Origin of the sequence: Pseudomonas moraviensis subsp. stanleyae, from assembly GCF_036283065.1 — a bacterium.
In the GTDB taxonomy this organism is placed as follows: domain Bacteria; phylum Pseudomonadota; class Gammaproteobacteria; order Pseudomonadales; family Pseudomonadaceae; genus Aquipseudomonas; species Aquipseudomonas stanleyae.
In genome coordinates this window covers 258,984-278,579 of the sequence record NZ_JAADJI010000010.1, presented here as the reverse complement: position 1 = coordinate 278,579, position 19,596 = coordinate 258,984, and the positions used below count along the sequence as shown (strand labels likewise).

The following is a 19,596-nucleotide window of genomic DNA, read 5'->3' as shown; positions in this document are numbered from 1 at the left end:
AGTCGATGCACCACTTACTGACAGGACGCTTTCGCGAGCAGGCTCGCTCCCACAAGGTAACTTCGTGTTAATCGAGGATCAGGTGCGGCAGGAAGCGACTGGAGTCCTTGGTGATCAGACTGTTGTCCTCGCGCACACCAATCCCCGCCGCCTCATCACCAATCACCCAAGAACCGATCAACGTGTAGCTGTCGCCAAACTTCGGCAGCGGCGCGAACTCCTGCAGGATGAACGGCGCATCGGTGTACGGCCCATCCTCTTTGACGACCAGACCTTCCGCCGTTTGCAGCTCGATGTTGGCGCCTTCACGGGAAAAGTACGGCTTGCGCACCCAGCCTTTCGGCACCGCACTTTGCGGATTCGGATCAAGGTGCGCAGCGAGCAGATTCGGATGACCCTTGTGCAACTCCCACAGCAACGGCAGCGCCCCTTTGTTCGACAGAATCGCCTTCCACGCCGGTTCGAAAAACTGCGTGTCGCACTCGGCGATCGCCGCGCCGAACGGTTCGTGGAAGATGAATTCCCAGGCGTGCAGCTTGAACAGGTGCGGGATCCAGCGATCCTGCAGATCGACGAAACGACCTTCAGCCGTCAGGCCGATGTCTTCGATATCGATGTGGCGTGATTCGATGCCGACCTTTTCCGCAATCAGCCGCAGATAGTCGGTGGTGCCTTTATCCTCCACCGAGTCCTTCATCGAGGCAAAGTAGAACGGCCGCTTCAGCTGCAACTCGGCGAAGGCCTGATGCAGCTTGGTGTCGATGCTGTTGAACTGGTCAGCATGCCGCGGCAGCGTGCCGCGTTCGATGCATTGTTCCAGCCAGCCCCACTGGAACGCCGCCGCTTCGTAGAGGCTGGTCGGCGTGTCGTAGTTGAGCTCCAGCAGTTTTGCCGGGCCGTTGCCGCTGTAGGAAAAGTCCATGCGACCGTACAGATGCGGATGACCTTCGCGCCACGAGGTGCGGATCACGTCGTAGTACGCCGCCGGAATGCTCAAACGATCGAGCAACGCCTCGCTGTTGACCACGCGATCGACCAGATCCATGCACATCTCGTGCAGCTCGGTGGTCGGGTCTTCGAGATCGTTTTCGATCTGCGCGAGGCTGAACTGGTAGTAGGCGCTTTCGTCCCAGTACGGTTCGTCGTCGATGGTGTGGAACAGGAAACCGAGGCTTTCGGCGGTGTGTTTCCAGTCGGCGCGCTCGGCGCAGTGGATCTTTTTCATGTCAGCTGCTCGAGCGTCCGGAACTGCTGCCCCAGCCACCCCAACCGCTGCGGGCGCTGGACTGGCTGCCGAAGCCTCCGCGCGAAGTCGACGACGCAACGTTCACCGGTTTGCTCTTGCTGCTCTCGTAATCCGACTGGCTGCGCGAGGTTGTGTCAGCTCGGCGGTACTGCGTTGAGGTGTTGTACGGCTGGCGTGTTTCGCGATCACGGTAAACGCTGCGTTCGGCATTGTTGCTCATCGCATTGCCGATCAGCCAACCGGTCAGCCAGCCATTGCCGCCGCCACCCGAACTGCCGGAATAATGCGAGCCGCCGTGGCTTGCGCTGCTGGTGGTAGTGTCGCCCGCCGGCAGCTGTGCATTGGCGATGGCATCCAGATCCTGCGGCGTCTCGGCATTGCGCGGCACCTTGAAGCCGCCGAGTTTCGGCACGAAGCGGCCATCGGAGTTTTTCTGACACCAGCCAGCGGCAAAGTCTGCGTCGCACTTGGCCTTGTCGTTGTAGGCCGGGGCGATGCGCCGGTGTTCGCTAAGGGCGGCGACGTAGGCGCTGGAGCAGACATCGGCGGCCACTTCGGCGTCGACGCATTGTTCAACATTCTGGAAATTGCGTGGCTGGTCCAGCGCCGCCGCTTCACCGGAAATCGCCATCGCCACCGACGCGGCGAGGGACAACTGCACGTATTTGCTGCGTTTCATCGAGAGGCTTCCTGCCGGTCAGTGGGACGGGGTCATGCACGCGGCATTGAGCATGCCGACGCTGATCGCCACGGCGGCGACATAAATGCCGGCCGCCACTTCGCCGTCGGCGATGCGCTGGGAAGTGCCCTTGAGCACCAGCCCGGTAGCGACAAACGCCAGCAACTGCACAACGGCGGCGATGACTGCCCAGAGGACGAAGTCGAGCACGTTGACCGAGTAGGCGATGACGTTGCTCGCCGGAATGGCGAAACCGATGATCGCCCCGGACAGGGCAATGGCGGCGGCAGTGTTGCCGGCGCGGATCAGCTCGAATTCCTTGTGCGCGGTAATGCGCGTGTAGACGAATTGAAACAGCATGAACAGCAACACGGCGCCGATCAGGTAGACGACAAAACCGACCAGCGCGGTTTTGTTCAGGGAAACGGCCAAGACTTCCAGCATGAAAAACTTCCTTTTTAGATGGCGCTCAAATCAGTCGTGTACAGCGAGATGCCCAGCGAGGTGCTCAGGCTGACGGTGCCTTCTTCGTCCTGTTCGACGGAGAACAGCAGCAGTTCGCGGCGATCGGTCAGGCCGGTGTCGCGGGCGTACAGCATGGAGTGGTGCTTGATGGTGTAGGACTCGTCCGGGTTGACCACCTGTTCGGTCATCGGTACCAGTTCGGTCTGCTGCAGTTCGGTGCCCCATTCGCGGGTGTATTCGACACCGTCGTGGGTGTACGTCGGCAGGCCGATCAGGCTGTTCGGCCCGGCCAGACGCTGCAGTTCGGCGTCGCTGTTGACCGTCACGTAGCTGAGGTAATTGAACAGGGTGACCGACTCGACCTGGTCTTCACCGGTGACGTGGATCTGCACCCAGAAATCCTCGTCGTTCATGTAATAGCGATGCAGTTTGTTGGACTGGCCGAGGTCGACCCAGCCGGCGCTCCACACCGCCTGATCGAACGGCACCCGCACCGACGTCGAGCCTTGCAGCAGCAGCGCAAGGGTCGTGTCAAAGCGCACGCCTTTGCCTTGCGCCATGCCCAGTGGGCCGTTGACGGCGGTAGTGGTTGGCGCAGCGGTCTGCCAATTGCTGCTGCCGAGCAAGTCTTTAAACCATCCCATGGGTACGTTCCTTGAAGCGGGTGGAGGTGTTCGGGGGTGAAAAAGTGGCGGTAGTGTACCGGGCGCAGCGGTGTACGACACGCCGCAACCGTGTGGGAGCGAGCCTGCTCGCGAATGGGCCGTGTCAGTCACCATCAATTTTGACTGTCACGACGCTTTCGCGAGCAGGCTCGCTCCCACAAGTTACCGTTCAGTCATTACTGCGCGGACTTCTGCTTCAGCCGCTCAAGGATCGCATTGGCGCTGCCTTCGTTCGGCGTGATGCCGGCGTCGCGCAGTTTGCGTTCCAGGTCGTTGCCGGTGGAGGCGTCGGCCAGTTCGTCCGCTGCGCTCAGTTCGGCAGCGCGTTGCTGCTGCTTGGCTTGCAGGCGGTTCAGGGTGCCGACCGCAGTTTCCAGTTTGCCGTTGGCGCCGCCGCTGGCAATCGAGGCGCTGACCTGGGCTTTCTGCACGCTGTCGCGGGCCTTGGCCATGTCCACTTGCTGGCGCAGGCTCTTGATCCGCGATTCGGCTTTGCTGATGTCTTTGCGCATGTTGTCGGCGTAGGCGCCGAATTCATCGCTGAGTTTCTTCTCGGCAGCGAGGTCGTTCGTCAGGGTCGAAATCGCTTCGGCGACTTCCAGCGCCAGGTCTTCACGGCCGGCATTCAGTGCGGCAACGGCCTTGGCTTCGAGGTCCTTGATCTTGGCGTCGTACTCACTCACGCGGTCAGCGGCCAGTTTGTGCTTGGCCATGATCGTCACCAGTTCGCGGCGGGCGTTCGACAGCGCGCTGTCGGCGTCGCGGATTTCCTGATCGAGGATGCGCAGCGCCTGCTGATCGGCGATGGCTTCGCCGACTTCATTGGCGCCGCCGCGCAGTGCGGTGAACAACTTGCTCCAGATGGACTGAGTCATTGGATATTCCCTGTTGATTACTTGAAGAAGTGTTCGAAGGCTTCGCTGGCGCGCTGCACGTTGTCGACCAGGGTTTTCACCTCGGTGACGACGTTGGTCAGGCTCGAATCAGCGCTGAGGGCGCCGAACATGTTGTAGACGGTCTGCCCGTTGGGCATCGACTCGATCCCGATCGACGACAGCGGGAACATCTCGCGGCTGCGCAGTACGGCATCGTTGAACGCCTGGACATTGCTGATCGAATCGATGTCGACCAGCACGGTGTCGACGATGATCTGCTGGCCGGCCAGGGCGATGTGAATCGGCAGGCCGCCAAATTCGTTCATTTCCAGCTTGATGCTCGGCTCGGAGCTCTGGATCAGCGACAGCGTGATCTCTTGCGAAGCCACCTCGTCCAGCGCCTTGAGGGCATTGAAGAGGCTATCGATGGTCCAGTTGTTGCCTGCGCTCATGTATTTCTCCGACATGAAAGAGCCAGCCAGAATCGGTTGGCGTAGCTGTTGCTCCATTTGCTTGAGCAAGCTTCGGTTTTCCGGAAGCACCCAAGTTTCGTGTTTCACATAACCGGCGGCGGCCAGGCCTGCGCGCATCTGCTTCATGTAGAAGCTCGACGGTTTTTTCGCCGACGTCTTGCCACGCTCGCCCTTGGGGCTGGCTGCGGTAGTCGTCTGAATGCGGCTGGTCATGGCTGGAATCCGGTTATGAGCGTCTCACGCGTGGGCCACACTACAACCAATGCAAAGTGCCATCAATGACTCACGCGTGAGATTTTCAGGACAGACGCAAAAAGGCCCGCAACGGGGCGGGCCAGGGGATTGCGCAGTTGTTGCTAGGCGTTGCTGCTCAGGAATTCGTCAGTGGATACCACGCTGGCATAGGCAAAACCCAGCGCCGCCATGAATGCTGCATGCACATGGGCGGCCGGCACTGTCAGGCCGTTGAATTCCAGGTCACGGCTGGCGCAGGCGTCGTGAATCACCGTGACGCTGTAGCCCATGTCCGCCGCCGCGCGGGTGATGCCATCGATGCACATATGGCTCATGCTGCCGACCACCACCAGATCGGTGATGGCTTGTTCGTCGAGGACCGATTTCAGTTCGGTTTCACGGAACGAGTTGACGAAGTGCTTGAGCACCACCGGCTCGTCGGCGCGGTTGAGCACTTTTGGATGCAGTCTGGCGCCCTCGGAGCCGGGAGTGAAAAACGGTGCGTCGTCAGAGGTGAACTCATGGCGAATGTGCACCACCGGATCGCCCGCCTCGCGAAAGGCTGCGATCAACCGTGCGGCGTTGTCGGCAGCGGCGTCGGCGCCGACCAGCGGCCACTTGCCTTGGGGGAAGTAGTCGTTCTGGATATCGACTACGATGAGCGCTTGCTTGGCCATGGGATTGTCCTCGAGGCAATGATTGGGTGTGGCCTCAGTATTGGCGCCGGCCGAGGATTCGAGAATTGGCCGCACCGACAATAGGCAGGGGAAAACTGACAATGGCTGTACAAAGAGCCGCCACCGCTGAATTGGGCGTGCTGATTTACCCCGGCGCGCAACTGGCGGCGGTGCACGGTCTGACCGATCTGTTCGCCGTGGCCAACCGCATCGCCGCCGAGTATCAGGCTGTGCAGTTGCCCGTGCTGCGGGTCAGCCACTGGCAAGTCGCGGGCGAGCAGTTGCCGGCGCGGGTCTACGACAGTCATCCAGGTGCGGAAGACGTTTTGCTCGCCGTGCTGATTCCGCCGTCCCTCGGCGGGTTCGATGCAGCGCAAATGACCGCGAGTCTTACGCAATGGCTGCGCGATCAGCATGCGCGCGGCGCAACGCTTGGTGGTGTCTGCGTGGGCTCGTTGATGCTCGCTGAAAGCGGCTTGCTCGATAGTCGCAGTGCCACCACCCATTGGACCTCGGCCGAGGCGTTCGCCGAGCGTTACCCGAAAATCAAACTGAAGGCCGACACGCCGATAGTCGACGACGGCGACCTGATCACCACCGCCGGGCTGATGGCCTGGTCGGAGCTGGGATTGCGTCTGGTCGATCGCTTGCTCGGCCCGAGCATCGCCACCGCCACCGCGCGATTTCTGGTGATGGAGCACAGTGACAGCGCCAGTGAATGCGGGAGCAATTTTGCGCCGATCCTCAGTCATGGCGACGCGGCGATTCTCAAGGTTCAGCACTGGTTGCAAAGCACCGGGGCGACGGATGTTTCGCTGGCGGCAATGGCCGAGCGCGCGGGACTTGAAGAGCGCACGTTTCTACGCCGATTCCGCGCCGCGACAGGCTTGAAACCGACCGAGTATTGCCAGCACTTGCGCGTAGGCAAGGCGCGGGAAATGCTCGAGTTCACCAATGGCACGATCGATCACATTGCCTGGACGGTGGGCTATCAGGATCCGGGCGCGTTTCGCGCGATCTTCAAGAAGATTACCGGGCTGGGGCCGAGTGATTACCGGGGGCGGTTTGGTGTGAATCCCGCTCCCAGAACGACGATGAACTAATGTGGGAGCGAGCCTGCCCGCGAAGGCGCTGGATCTACAATATTGTAGTCGGCTGACACTACGCCTTCGCGAGCAGGCTCGCTCCCACAATGAACTCTACAGGGATGAGGGATCGTGCAATTTGCCGGAGTTTTGCGCGCCGTCGTGCAGTTTGAAACAGGCGTGATGCCAGCACTTCCCCGGCAAACGCCCGGTTACCGGGTCATTGCCGCAGATCATTGCTTGGCCTGATCTCTGCAATTTCCCTGAGTGAATCCATCGACTGATAAAGGGGAACGCATGACCCCGACACCCGGCAAGAAAATCGTCGTCGCTCATTCGGTACGGGCCGAGGCGCCGCAACATGAGGTTGAGACCAACAAGGCCCTGGCGCGTTGGCTGGCGCAGATTCTCGGCTGCAAATTCGGTGGCAGTTACGACCCGGCCAAACATCAGGGCCGCGAGCTGTATCTGCTGCCGACGCAAACCATCGTCGGCACCGCTCATGCTCAAACGCTGGGCATCCAGGGGCCCGATGACTTGTGGGGCGGTTACGTCGAATACGATTTCATCTGCACCAAGGCCATCAGCCACGGCTTGCGCAGCCATCTGGCGCAGGCGCCGCAGGGCTGGTCGCCGCTGTTCTCGGAGCGGGTGCGCAACGTTGTACTCGACGGTCTCAGCGTATTCGCCGTGGAAGATGCGCGGCCCGCCGCCGAGCATCTGCTGTATGCCGGGCCGATCCGCTTGAAGCCGATTCACGCCTGTGCCGGCCGCGGGCAGGAAGTGATCAGAAGTCTCGATGCGTTCGATGAAATCCTCGCGCGGCCGGAAGCGCAAAGCCTGTTCAGTGACGGTGTAGTGCTGGAGCAGGACTTGAGCAACGTCGTCACCCATAGCGTCGGCCAGTCCTTCATCGGCGGTAAGGTTTTGAGCTATTGCGGTGATCAATACCTGACCGAGGACGGCCAGGGCGAAGAGGTCTACGGCGGTTCGAACCTGCTGGTGGTGCAGGGCGGCTATGACCAATTGCTGACACTGGATCTGCCCGACGATGTGCGCTTGGCCATCGAGCAGGCGCAGGTATTCGACAGCGCCGCTAACGAAGCCTACCCACGTTTCTACGCCTCGCGACGCAATTACGATATCGCCCAGGGCCTGGATGCCGACGGCAACCAGCGCAGCGGCGTGCTCGAACAATCCTGGCGCATGGGCGGCGCGAGCAGCGCTGAAGTGGCCGCGCTGCAAAGTTTCGTCAACGATCCACAGATGCGCGCCATCCGCGTGTCGTCGGTGGAAACCTATACCGATCAGGCGCTGCCGGCGGACGCCATCGAGGTCTATCGCGGCCCGGCGGAAAACAGCGCGTTTCTTCTCAAATACGTAACGGTCAAATCCTATGACGGCTAGAAGCGAAAGCATTCAAATCGACATCGATGACGAACAGATGAGCGGGACTTTTCTCAGTCCCAAATCGAAAGTCCCGGGGGTGTTGTTTGTTCACGGTTGGGGCGGCAGTCAGGAGCGCGATCTGGAACGGGCCAAAGGCATTGCCGGCCTGGGTTGTGTGTGCCTGACCTTCGACCTGCGCGGGCATACCGGCGGCACCGGGATTCCCCTGACCCGGGTCACCCGTGAAGACAATCTGCGTGACTTGCTGGCGGCCTACGATCGCCTGTTGGCGCACCCGGCGCTCGACACCTCGGCGATCGCCGTGGTCGGCACCAGTTATGGCGGTTACCTGGCCTCGATCCTGACGTCATTGCGGCCGGTGCGCTGGCTGGCGCTGCGCGTGCCGGCGCTGTACCGCGACGAGCAATGGCACACGCCCAAGCGCGATCTGGACAAGGCCGACCTGCGCGACTATCGCGGCACTCTGGTGCGCGCCGACAGTAATCGTGCCCTGCATGCCTGCTCGCAATTCACTGGCGACGTGCTGCTGGTGGAATCGGAAACCGACGACTTTGTGCCCCACGCGACGATCATGAGTTACCGCGCAGCGTGTCAGCAGACCCATTCGCTGACGCACCGGATCATCGATGGCGCCGATCACGCGTTGAGTGATCCGGTGTCGCAGCAGGCTTATACGTCAATTCTGGTGGACTGGATTACCGAGATGGTGGTGGGGGAGCGGTTGAGCATTATCCAATCCAGATGATCTGTCGCGAGTACCGGCCCCTTCGCGAGCAGGCTCGCTCCCACAGGTTGAGCGCATTTCAAATGTGGGAGCGAGCCTGCTCGCGAAAGGGTCATCAGCAGCAATGCACGGTCAGGACGGTTTCTTCTCGATGCGCAGCGCCTTGGCCTTGGCCTCCACCACCAGATACATCACCACCGTAATCAACAGCGGCAACAGAAAATAAATCGCCCGATACGCCAGCAGTCCCGCCACCAGACTGCCGCGCGATGCCTCATGCTGCAGCAGCGCAACGAACACCGCTTCCAGCACACCCAGCCCTGCTGGAATGTGCGTGATGACCCCGGCAATCGCGCTGATCAACAGCACGCCCAGCACCAGCGGATAATCCAGTTTGCTCGGCAGCAGAGTAAAGATCACCGCCGCCATCAGCGACCAGTTCAGCGCGCCCAGCAGCAATTGCAGGACTGCCATGCGCAGCGACGGCAGGTTGATTTCCACGCCGCGGATCGACCACTCGCGGCGCTTGGAAAACTGACATGCCGCCAGATACCCGGCGCTGACCAGCAGCAACAACACGCCAACCAGTTGCAGCGCGTCACTGCTGAGTTTCCAGCCCGGCGGCATGCGCACCAGACCGCTGCTGAAGACCACACCGGCGATGGTCATGTAGCCGAACCAGTTGGTCGCCAGGCTCAGGCCGAGAATCTTGGCGATGTTGCCCTTGCTCACGCCGAGCCGCGAATACAGGCGATAACGCATGGCGATGCCGCCGACCCAGGCGCTGAGGTTGAGGTTGAAGGCGTAGCTGATGATGCCCACCGGCAAAATCTGCTTCCACGTCAGGTCCTGGCGAATGTAGGTGCGGCCGATCAGGTCGAAACTGGCGTACACCAGAAAGCTCAGCAAGGTCAGGCTGGCGGCGATGATCAGCGTGCGCACCTTGAAGTCGGCGAGGGTTTGCAGCACCTCGGCCCATTCGATGCGCGTGGCGAACATCGTCAGCAGGACAATCAGCGCGAGAAAAAACAGGATGGTCAGCGGACGTTTCCAGCGGCTCCACTTCGACGGCGCCGCGGGTGCCGAATGGCTAGTGGAATGGACTTCGGAATGACTCATGGACGCGCACCTCGGAAAGGCTTCAGACGCGGTTTATGCGCCGGCAGCCAACCGGCCATGGCCGGGAAGTGCCGCAGAAAGTGGAAGACCAGAAAACCCACGGTCATGTGCCAGATGCGCCCGCGCGGCAACAACTTGGCGTCCATGGCCTTGCAGTGGTTCTGGCTGAGGTCTTCGAGGCGTTCGTACAGGTGCTGGTTGAAGGCGCGGTCGCGAATCAGCACATTGGCTTCCAGGTTCAGCGACAGGCTCAGCGGGTCGAGGTTGCTGGAGCCCACGGTGCTCCAGTCATCATCGACCAGCGCGACTTTGCCGTGCAGCGGGCGTTGGCAATATTCGTGAATCTGCACGCCGGCGCGCAGCAGATAATCGTAGGTCATGCGCGCCGCCAGTTTGGCTACGAGCATGTCCGGCTGGCCTTGCAGGATCAGCCGCACCTCGACGCCACGGCGCGCGGCATTGCGGATCTCGCGCAGCAAACGGTAACCGGGGAAGAAGTAGGCGTTGGCGATGATCACCCGGCGCTTGGCCTTGCGCAGCACCTGCAGATAGACGTCTTCGATATCGGTGTTGTGTTGATCGTTATCGCGGAACACCAGCCGTACCTGGCCGTCGTGTTCGGTGAAAGCCATGTCCGCCAGACGCTGGCGCCGACGCTGCCACCAGAACCTTGCGCGTCCGGGACGACCGCTTTGCAGCAGAGCGAAGTGATGGATATCGGCGACCACCGGGCCTTGGATCTCCACCGAGTAATCCTGCTTGGCTTCGGGGCCGAAATCGGCCAGGTGATCGCCGGAAAAATTGATCCCGCCGATGAACGCGACCAAGCCGTCGACCACCACGATCTTGCGGTGCAGGCGGCGGAACCAGTTGGTGCGGATGCCCAGGTGCTTGGGCGCCGGATCGAAGATCTGCAGATGCACGCCGGCATCGCTGAGTGCCGACAGATAGCCGGTGCTCAGCTCGCCGCAGCCGAAGCCGTCGAGGCTGACCGTGGTGCGCACGCCACGCTGGGCGGCTTCGATGAGGATCTGCTGCAACTCGGCGCCGACCTTGTCTTCGAAGACGATGAACGTTTCCAGAAGGATCTCGCTCTTGGCCGCGCGCATCGCTTCGAACACGCGGGGGAAGTACTCCTCGCCGTTTTCCAGCAGTTGCACGCGGTTGTTGCTGTGCCATTGATACTCGACGTCAACGTGGCCGGGCTCGCGCACCGGCGGGTTCAGCGTGACCGGTTCGACGGCGGATTTTTCCAGTGGCGCACTGTTCATAGTTCAATCTCCACCGATAACGGTGCGTGGTCGGAAAGGTGCGACCAGGGCCGGTTGGTCAAAACTTTCGGCCGGCTGGCCTTGAGGTTGCGCACGTAGATGCGGTCGAGCCGTAGCGCTGGCAGTCGCGCCGGAAAGCTGCGCGCCGGTTTGCCGTGGTGCTCGGCGAACACTTCGCGCAGGCCACAGGGCTTGAGCTGTGCATCGGCGCGCTGGCGCCAGTCATTGAAATCGCCGGCGACGATCACCGGCGCATCGGCGGGCAGTTCGGCGAGGCGTTGCAGCAGCAGATCCAGCTGGGCGTTGCGATGACTTTCGCGCAGGCCCAAGTGCACGCAGATCGCATGCACCTCGGTGCCGTCACCGGGCAGGCGCAGCACGCAATGCAGCAGGCCACGGTTTTCATGGCCGCTGATCGACACGTCGAGGTTGTCGTGGCGGATGATCTGGAATTTCGACAGCAGTGCATTGCCGTGGTCGCCCGCCGGGTACACCGCGTTGCGCCCGTAGGCGAACTGCGGCCAGAGGCTGTCGGCGAGGAATTCGTATTGCGGCATGGTCGGCCAGTTGTCGTAGCGCTTGGGATGCTGCTCGTGGGTGCCGTGGACTTCTTGCAGAAACACCACGTCGGCGGCGACGCTGCGCACCGCTTCACGCAGCTCCGGCAGAATGAAACGCCGGTTCAACGCGGTGAAGCCTTTGTGGGTATTGACCGTCAGGACAGTGAACGTACGCACCGACGGTGAGACCACGGAGCCTTCGTCGGTAAAACCGACCGGTTCGGGAATGCTCATGACAGAACTCCTTCAGCGGCGACTTGCCCGGGAGTTGTGGCGAGGTCCTTGTCGAGATCAAAGCGCTGCAACAGGTTGCGTGCGTCGTAGGGCGCGCGGACTTTGATGTCGTTGTCGAAATAGCAGAACACTTCGCGGGATTTGCGTGCACGGGGTTTCAGGCGTGGCGCTATCAGGTGGGCATCCTCTGGCTGTTTACCCTGATGCCAGGCGTCGATGCGCTCGGCCCAGCGCTTGAGTGCTTGTTCGGAATAGCCGCTGGCGTAGAGCTCTTCGGCGCCGTGCAAACGCAGGTAGACAAAGTCGCTGGTGAGGTCTTCGCGGTACGGCCATTTGCCGGCGGTGTCGGCGACCACCAGTGCAACGTTATGGCGCTTCAAGAGGCGCACGAATTGCGGGTCGATGAAACTTTCATGACGGATTTCCACCGCATGGCGCAGCGGCTTCTTGCGCCAGGCCTTGACGCTGGCATGGCCGGGCAGATGCGAATCGTGCTGGCGGGCGAGGGCGGCTGCGGCTTGGGTATCGTGGGGCAGTTGCGCAAGAAACTGGTCGAAGCGCTCGGCGTCGAATTTGAAGTTGGGCGGAAACTGCCAAAGGATCGGCCCGAGTTTTTCCTTCAGCTCCAGCACGCCTGAGGCAAAGAAGTTCGCCAGCGGCTTTTCGATTTCGCGCAAGCGCCGCACATGGGTGATGAAGCGCGGCGCCTTGACGCTGAAGACGAAGTCATCGGGGGTTTCGGCGTACCACTGGGCGTAACGTTCGGGACGTTGCAGGGCGTAGAACGATCCGTTGATTTCAATGCTGTTGACCGCGCGGGAGGCGAACTGCAATTCGCGCTTCTGCGCCAGTCCCTTCGGGTAGAAATCCCCGCGCCACGGGGCGTAGCGCCAGCCTGAAATACCGATGTGAATCGTCGCCATCCCATCCTCCCGTAGAAAGTCCTCGTGTTGCCGATGTTCTGTGATGACTGCGCCGGGGGCGGGAAAGTTTCGGTGGTGTTACGGACGGTCGCGGGTGAAGCGAAGATCAAGAGCTTACCCCCTCACCCCAACCCTCTCCCCCAAGGGGGCGAGGGGGAAGGGAGCAGATCTTCATGTCTCCTGAAATCGCGTACGACTGTGAAGGGTGCAGATCTTCATGGTCTTCAGGACTTGAATTCGACTCAAGACGTGCAGTTGGTGAGTTTGGTCATGCAACTCGGTCGGCTCCCTCTCCTGGGGAAGAGGGCTGGGGTGAGGGGGCTCTTGAACTTGCCGCGCAATTACCGATCAGTTCCTTATCAGGGTCAGCCACGGGAGATCGGAGTTTTGCGCAATTTCAGGATCGCCATTCTGCTGGGAGCGCTGCTGTGCTTGGGCGTCAACACATCGCAGGCCGCCGCGCTGCCGGGCGTTCCGGCTGCCGCCGACTCGGCGGAGAAACCTGCCGAGCCCGAACCGCTGGTGCAGGGCGGTCTGCTCGGGGCGATCAGTACGAGCATCGACGATGTGCAGGAAAAACTCGACCTCAACGAACACCTGGTCGACGCCTGGCGTCTGCGCGCCGACCGCGCGGCGGATGAGGTCGATCGGCTGGTCAAGCAGCCGTCGAACCGTTCGGGCTGGAGCGTGGCCGGGGATTTCCTCACGCTGTCGGGTGTGTGGCTAGGCAGTTTCGCCCTGTTGACCGTGCTTGGCAGTCTGCTGGCCAAGCGTCTGCGGGAGGGCCGCTGGTTGCGCACTCGCCAGCGCAGTCAGGACCTGCTCGGCTACGTGCTGCCGTACACCGTGCCGGCACTGATCTGCCTGCCGCTGACGCTGTATGTCAGCCACTTCCTGCAAGGTTCGGTGGGGCGCGCGCTGGCGCTGTGTCTGGCGTACGCCACCAGTAGCGGCATCTTTTCCACTTCGATGTTGTTGTGCGTGGTGGTGATGTTCAACGTCGGCCACAAACGCACCGCCGCGCGAATCATTCGTGAATACTGCCCGCGACCGCTGTTCCTGATCGGTTTTCTCGCCGCCCTCAGCGATGCGCTGACCAGCCCGCAGATCGCCCGGCAACTGGGCGGCAATATCACCAGCAGTATCGCTGTGTTCACCGGGCTGATCGCCTCGGTCATCTTCGGCTTGCTGGTGATTCGCCTGCGCCGGCCGGTGGCGCATCTGATCCGTAATCGCCCGTTGCCCCAGCGTTTGAAACAACCGTCGCTGCAGGAGTCGCTACGGATATTTTCCGGGCTGTGGTACTGGCCCATCGTGCTGATGGTGCTGGTTTCAGCGGTCAGTCTGATCGGCATCGGCGAGGACAATCAGAAAGCCCTGCGCTGTGCCTTGTTCACTACCGTGCTGCTGATCGCCACGGTATTTCTCAGCACCGTGTTGCAGCATCTGTTCAAGTCGCGCAAGGCCGAGGCGCTCCAGCGCAGCAGTGCCTACAAGGAACGTTTCCTCAGCCTGTTGCACGCGTTGCTGCGCATCGTCATGGCGATTGTCTTTATCGATATCCTCGGGCGGATCTGGGGCGTGTCGTTGCTCGATTTCGCCCAGAGCAGCACGGTCGGCCGAGCGATCAGCAATGCCTTGAGCAGCATTGGGCTGATCTTCCTGGTGACGTGGCTGCTGTGGGTGGTGCTCGATACGGCGATTCAGGAAGCGCTCAAACCGCCGGTCAGCAAACGCGCAGCGCGCCAGCCGAGCACGCGGGTAAAAACCATCCTGCCGTTGCTGCGCAACGCGATCAAAATCATCCTCGTGGTGATCTGCGCGATCACCACCATGGCCAATCTCGGCATCAACGTTGCGCCGCTACTGGCTGGTGCCGGGGTGGTCGGTCTGGCGATCGGTTTCGGCTCGCAGCAACTGGTGCAGGATGTGATCACCGGGCTGTTCATCATCATCGAAGACACCCTGTCGATCGGCGACTGGGTGGTGCTCGATTCCGGTCACGCCGGCACTGTCGAAGGCTTGACCATTCGCACCCTGCGCCTGCGTGACGGCAAGGGCTTTGTACATTCGGTGCCGTTTGGCCAGATCAAGGCTGTGACCAACCAATCACGGCAGTTCGCTTTTGCGTTTTTCTCGGTGCAGTTCACTTACGACACCGACGTCGACAGAGCCATCGAGCTGATCCGCGAGGCCGGCGATTCGATCCGCGAAGACCCGTTCCTCAAGTACAACCTGCAAGGGCCGCTGGATGTGTTTGGCGTGGACAAAATGGACCTCAACGGCGTGGTGCTGACGGCGCAATTCCGCACGGTGTCCGGTGGGCAGTATGCGGTGAGCCGCGCGTTCAACCAGCGCTTGAAGAAGCTTGTGGATAACACACCGAATGTGCATTTTGCGCAGACTTATCCACAGCAGGTGCTGTTGCCGAAGCGGCAGCAGGAGGGGGCGGTGGTGGCGGCCGAGGTGCCGCAGGAGTCGCGGACCTGACGCCTGTTTGTGTAGAGACAGGGCCGGCGCTTTCGCAAGCAGGCTCGCCCCACAGGGGTAACGGGATAGAACTGTGGGAGCGAGCCCGCTCGCGAAGACGCCAGATCGAACTACATCAATTACGGATCAACTTCCGGCATATCTGCTCCATGGCCACCTGATCCGCCTCTACCCAAACCTGCGGCTTGCCCGCAACCATCGCCGCCACCGGCACGCCATCGCGATACACCAGCCGATTGCTCACCAGCGCCGGCACTTTCACCCCCGGCAGCAGCGTCCCCGCCAGATTCAACGGGTCAACCCCGCACACCGCGACCAGGCTGCCGTCCTGCGGGCGCCGGCGCACTTCGCGCAATAGGGGTATCGCCTCCGGCAGCGCAAATTGCTCGCCCGCCAGACCACTGACAAACCGCCCGCCACGAATCTCGCCCCGCGCTTCCAGGCGATGAAAAGTGCGCAGCAATTCGCGCCAGCTCGGCAGCCAGTCGGCTTCGCGTTCCAACAACCGCCAGAACACCACGCCGTAGCGGCGCAGCAAGGTCATGGCCACATGTTCGAGCGTCTCGGCTGCATCGGCGGACAAACCACGGCGCAGCAATGCCCAACGCCCGGCATCGTCCATGCCGCCGATAAACGCGCCGCGCCCGCGTCGACTGCTGCGCTGCTGGCGCTTGCTCGCCGGGGTGATCAGCGCGCGTAGGCCGGCGAAGCTGTCGGCGTTCACCAGCCCGGCGGCGACCAGTTCCTGCAAGGCTATTTCCAGTTCGCTGCGCAGCAGGCGCGCTTCGTGAATCAGCTCATCGAAAAACAGCGCGCCGTGCTGACTCAGTGCCTCGAAGACTTTCTGCGTTTTCGGCGATAACTCACTGACTGGCGTCTGCTCAGCCAGCGCACTCCACAACCCCACCTGACTTCGCGGCAGCAGCACAATCGGCGTGCTGCGCAATGCCGAGCCGCTGACTTTCTGTCGCGCACTGATGCGCGTCCACACCAGTTTGCCGTTGCGGCACAGTTCGTCCAGCCAGCTCGGCGAATAGTCCTTGAGGCGTGCCGGCAGGATGTCGCTGTCCCAGGCCGAAGCGGCCGCCGGGTAACCTTCGAACTGGCCGACAATAGCCGGTAACACCGCGCTGCCCTGACCTTGGGTAGCCGGTGTCAGATGCTGCCAGTCGAACAGAAAACGCATGAAATCCTGCAACGCCACCGGTTCGATTTCCCGGCGCAGGCGCTTGACTGTGTAGCGATGAATGCGCGCCAGCAGATGGCGTTCGCACCATTCTTCAATCGCGCTGTTCGGCGTGAACTGCCCGCGCAAGACGTAACCTTCGCGTTCCAGTTGCGCGAGGGCTTGATTGACTTGCGCGGCTGGCAGGGCGAGCGGCTCGGCGATGGTCGGCAACGGGGTTGGCCCAAAGGCGCCGAGGCGGGCGCGGATCACTTCGACCAGGGCTTCATCGAATGTCCACGCTTCGTCGAAGCCAGGTAGTTCCACTGCTGCGCTTGCCAACGTTGCCTGTGGATAAAGTGCCTGCAGACAACTCAGCCGCTCGCGGGCCAGCCATAACTGATGCTCGGCGTCGATCTGCAACAGGCAGGCGCGCCCGCTGGCCATCAGCGTTTGCAGCCAGTCCGGCCAGCCCGCGTTGGCTCGCGCTTCGCCGTCACTGATGCAGGCGAGGCTCATCAGCGCTTCGTGCATTTCATCCATGGAGTTGGGCGACGGCCAGGCTTCTTCGCGCACCGCCGTGATCGCATCGGCGTCCAGCGCGCCGAGGTCATCGGTCGATTGCGGATCGCTCCAGCGCCGATTGATCACCGCTTGCGTGCGGCGTTCTTCAAGCGGCGCGTCGTCGAGAAAAGTGTACGGACGGGCGCTGAGGATTTCCGCCGCCAGTGGCGACGGCGCAGGCAAATCACGGGCGATCAGGCGCACCTCGCCACGCTCCATGCGCCGCAGCAGGGTCAGCCAGCCTTCGCTGTCCATCGCTTCGTGCAGGCAATCGTCAAGGGTCTGTTCCACCAGCGGATGCTCGGGGACTTCGCGCTCGCCGGCGAGGTTTTCCAGGCAGGCGATCTGGTCGGGAAACACGCTGGCGATCAGGTCTTCGCTCTTCATCCGTTGCAGTTGCGGGGCGACTTTGCGTCCGCCGGTAAAGCGCGGCAACGCCAGCGCCACCCCGGCATTCCAGCGCCAGCGCACGCCGAATAACGGCGCATCGAGCACGGCCTGAATGAGCGTGTGTTCGGCGCTATTACTATGCAGATAACGCCAGACTTCATCGAGCTCGAAGCTGTGACTGGTGGACAGCGACAGCACGATCGCGTCTTCGCTGGCGGCGGCCTGCAACTCGAAGTTGAAGGTGCGGCAGAAACGCTTGCGCAGGGCCAGGCCCCAGGCGCGGTTGATGCGGCTGCCAAACGGCGTGTGGATGATCAATTGGGTGCCGCCGGACTCGTCGAAAAACCGCTCCATCAACAGCGTGTCCTGCGAGGGCAGGGCGCCGAGGGTTTGCCGCGCGCGAGCGAGGTATTCGACCAGTTGTTCGGCGCTGGCGAGGTTGAGGCCCAAGGTGACGGTCAGCCAGTCGAGTGCCGGTTGCAGGTTGCCGGGGCTGGCGCTGAGCAGCTCATCCAGCTGCGCTTGCAGGCGCGCGACGGCGGCCGACAATTCATCGCTGCGCCCCGGCGCTTCGCCGAGCCAGAACGGAATGGTCGGCGGCATGCCTTGCGCATCCTCGACGCGGACTTTGCCGCTCTCTACCCGCAGGATGCGGTACGAAGTATTGCCGAGCTGGAACACATCGCCGGCAATACTTTCCACGGCGAAATCTTCGTTGACGCTGCCGATGTTCAAGCCCTGCGGTTCGAGCAGCACGCTGTAGTCGGCATTGTCCGGAATGGTACCGCCACTGGTCACGGCAGTCAGTTGCGCGCCACGCCGGCCACGCAAGGTGCGGCTGACGGCGTCGCGGTGCAGATACGCGCTGCGGATGCCCTGGCGACCGTTGTAGCCTTCGGCGAGCATGCTCAGCAGGGCCTGATAGTGTTTTTCATCGACATCGCGGTAAGGCCAGGCACGACGGAACATCGCCAGCAAAGCGTCCTCCGACCATTCCTGGCAACTGACTTCGGCAATGATCTGCTGCGCCAGCACATCCAGCGGCTTTTCCGGAATGTGCAGCGTATCGAGTTCGCCGCGGCGCACGCAGTCGAGCAGGGCGGCGCACTCGATCAGGTCGTCGCGGGTGGTGGCGAACAGACGACCTTTGGGCGTGCCGCCGACCTGGTGCCCGGAACGGCCGACCCGTTGCAGAAATGCGGCAATCGAGCGCGGCGAGCTGATCTGGCAGACCAGATCGACTTCACCGATATCTATGCCCAGCTCCAGCGACGCGGTGGCGATCAGCACCTGCAGCTCGCCGCGCTTGAGGCGCTGTTCGGCGTCGAGGCGAAACTCCTTGGCGAGGCTGCCGTGGTGCGCCGCCACCGCCTGCTTGCCGAGGCGTTCGCTCAGATGCCGGCTCAGGCGTTCGGCGAGGCGTCGGGTGTTGACGAAAATCAGCGTGGTGCGGTGCTCGCGAGCAAGTTCGGCGAGGCGGTCATACACCAGTCCCCAGACATCGGTGGCCATCACCGCCGACAACGGCACCGGCGGCACCTCAATGCCCAGGTCTCGTGGGCGGGCGTGGCCGATGTCGACGATTTCGCAGGGGCGGGCGTGACCGACCAGAAACTGCGCCACCGCCTCAACCGGTTTCTGCGTGGCGGACAGGCCGATCCGGGTCAGCGGCTCGGCGCAGAGTGCTTGCAAGCGCTCGAGGCTCAAGGACAGATGGCTGCCGCGCTTGCCGGCGGCCATGGCATGGATTTCGTCGATGATCACCGTGCGCGTGGTGCCGAGCATCTTGCGACCGGATTCCGAGCCTAGCAGCACGTACAGCGATTCCGGCGTGGTGACCAGAATGTGCGGCGCGGTCTTGCGCATGGCGGCGCGGTCTTTCTGCGGCGTGTCGCCAGTGCGTACAGCGGTGGCGATGGTCAGCTCGGGCAGGCCCAGTTCGCGCAATTGCGCGGTGATGCCGGCGAGTGGATTCTGCAGGTTGATCTGGATGTCGTTGGACAGCGCTTTCAGCGGCGAGACATAGACCACCAGGGTTTCGGCGGGCAGGCCGTCGGGGTGTTCCAGGCCGCGGTGCACAAGCTCATCGAGCACGGCAAGAAACGCGGTCAGGGTCTTGCCCGAGCCGGTGGGCGCCGCGATCAGCGTCGACCGACGCTGGCGGATCAACGGCCACGCACGGGCCTGAGCAGCAGTGACCGCCGGGAAAGTCTTGCTGAACCAAGCGCTGACGGCGGGGTGAAAGCCGGCCAGAGCGCTGTCGGCGGGGAGGGGCAGATTCATGATTGAAGTTATGCGGGCGGGGGCGGGAAGATGCAAGTACCGTTCGGATCCCTTCGCGAGCAGG

The 19,596-nt window shown here is 62.3% G+C and carries 16 protein-coding genes; 4 read left to right on the top strand and 12 right to left on the bottom strand.

Going from position 1 to position 19,596, the window contains the following annotated elements:
• Positions 1-67: 67 nt before the first annotated feature.
• From GXB78_RS19820 to GXB78_RS19790, 7 genes are all read right to left on the bottom strand, one after another.
• Positions 68-1,225 (bottom strand): glutathionylspermidine synthase family protein, encoded by a 1,158-nt coding sequence (locus GXB78_RS19820; RefSeq protein WP_329516685.1) that lies wholly within the window; start codon positions 1,223-1,225, stop codon positions 68-70.
• 1 nt (position 1,226) lies between these two features.
• The gene (locus GXB78_RS19815) at positions 1,227-1,925 is read right to left on the bottom strand and encodes a DUF1190 domain-containing protein (RefSeq protein ID WP_329516684.1); all 699 of its coding nucleotides are present in this window, start codon (positions 1,923-1,925) and stop codon (positions 1,227-1,229) included.
• Between the two features lie 18 nt (positions 1,926-1,943).
• Complete coding sequence (locus GXB78_RS19810) at positions 1,944-2,369, bottom strand: DUF350 domain-containing protein (RefSeq protein WP_329516683.1); 426 nt, start codon at positions 2,367-2,369, stop codon at positions 1,944-1,946.
• Between the two features lie 14 nt (positions 2,370-2,383).
• A complete protein-coding gene (locus tag GXB78_RS19805) occupies positions 2,384-3,034 on the bottom strand; it encodes a DUF2491 family protein (protein ID WP_329516682.1) in 651 nt (216 codons plus the stop codon).
• 197 nt (positions 3,035-3,231) lie between these two features.
• Positions 3,232-3,930 (bottom strand): PspA/IM30 family protein, encoded by a 699-nt coding sequence (locus tag GXB78_RS19800; protein ID WP_253496273.1) that lies wholly within the window; start codon positions 3,928-3,930, stop codon positions 3,232-3,234.
• A gap of 17 nt (positions 3,931-3,947) precedes the next feature.
• A complete protein-coding gene (locus GXB78_RS19795) occupies positions 3,948-4,529 on the bottom strand; it encodes a YjfI family protein (protein WP_227973166.1) in 582 nt (193 codons plus the stop codon).
• A gap of 230 nt (positions 4,530-4,759) precedes the next feature.
• A complete protein-coding gene (locus GXB78_RS19790; protein WP_329516681.1) occupies positions 4,760-5,314 on the bottom strand; it encodes a cysteine hydrolase family protein in 555 nt (184 codons plus the stop codon).
• A gap of 101 nt (positions 5,315-5,415) precedes the next feature.
• Between GXB78_RS19790 and GXB78_RS19785 the strand changes: the two genes are divergently transcribed.
• The 3 genes from GXB78_RS19785 to GXB78_RS19775 all read left to right on the top strand — a co-directional run bounded on the left by GXB78_RS19785 (position 5,416) and on the right by GXB78_RS19775 (position 8,554).
• Complete coding sequence (locus GXB78_RS19785) at positions 5,416-6,417, top strand: GlxA family transcriptional regulator (RefSeq protein ID WP_329516680.1); 1,002 nt, start codon at positions 5,416-5,418, stop codon at positions 6,415-6,417.
• A gap of 279 nt (positions 6,418-6,696) precedes the next feature.
• The gene (locus GXB78_RS19780; RefSeq protein WP_329516679.1) at positions 6,697-7,806 is read left to right on the top strand and encodes a DUF3182 family protein; all 1,110 of its coding nucleotides are present in this window, start codon (positions 6,697-6,699) and stop codon (positions 7,804-7,806) included.
• Positions 7,796-8,554 (top strand): alpha/beta hydrolase family protein, encoded by a 759-nt coding sequence (locus tag GXB78_RS19775; protein WP_016772959.1) that lies wholly within the window; start codon positions 7,796-7,798, stop codon positions 8,552-8,554. Before GXB78_RS19780 ends, GXB78_RS19775 begins: the two co-directional genes overlap by 11 nt.
• Positions 8,555-8,665: 111 nt before the next feature.
• On the opposite strand, the gene GXB78_RS19770 is transcribed toward GXB78_RS19775, so the two are convergent.
• From GXB78_RS19770 to GXB78_RS19755, 4 genes are read right to left on the bottom strand one after another with little or no spacing between them, the layout of a single operon-like run.
• Complete coding sequence (locus tag GXB78_RS19770) at positions 8,666-9,652, bottom strand: lysylphosphatidylglycerol synthase domain-containing protein (RefSeq protein ID WP_329516678.1); 987 nt, start codon at positions 9,650-9,652, stop codon at positions 8,666-8,668.
• Entirely contained in the window at positions 9,649-10,923 is a 1,275-nt protein-coding gene (gene clsB / locus GXB78_RS19765; protein WP_329516677.1) for a cardiolipin synthase ClsB, read from the bottom strand. The genes GXB78_RS19770 and clsB overlap by 4 nt, the downstream gene beginning before the upstream one ends.
• Positions 10,920-11,717 (bottom strand): endonuclease/exonuclease/phosphatase family protein, encoded by a 798-nt coding sequence (locus GXB78_RS19760; RefSeq protein WP_042610638.1) that lies wholly within the window; start codon positions 11,715-11,717, stop codon positions 10,920-10,922. The genes clsB and GXB78_RS19760 overlap by 4 nt, the downstream gene beginning before the upstream one ends.
• Positions 11,714-12,640 carry a DUF72 domain-containing protein gene (locus GXB78_RS19755; RefSeq protein WP_329516676.1) on the bottom strand — a complete coding sequence of 309 codons (927 nt, stop codon included), beginning with the start codon at positions 12,638-12,640 and terminating at the stop codon, positions 11,714-11,716. Before GXB78_RS19755 ends, GXB78_RS19760 begins: the two co-directional genes overlap by 4 nt.
• 387 nt (positions 12,641-13,027) lie before the next feature.
• Here GXB78_RS19755 and GXB78_RS19750 point away from each other — a divergent pair, with 387 nt between their 5' ends.
• Positions 13,028-15,130, top strand: coding sequence for a mechanosensitive ion channel family protein (locus GXB78_RS19750; protein WP_329516675.1), 2,103 nt, complete (start codon positions 13,028-13,030; stop codon positions 15,128-15,130).
• Between the two features lie 115 nt (positions 15,131-15,245).
• Here the strand turns inward: GXB78_RS19750 and GXB78_RS19745 are convergent, their stop codons facing one another.
• A complete protein-coding gene (locus GXB78_RS19745) occupies positions 15,246-19,532 on the bottom strand; it encodes a DEAD/DEAH box helicase (RefSeq protein ID WP_329516674.1) in 4,287 nt (1,428 codons plus the stop codon).
• Positions 19,533-19,596 lie beyond the last annotated feature (64 nt).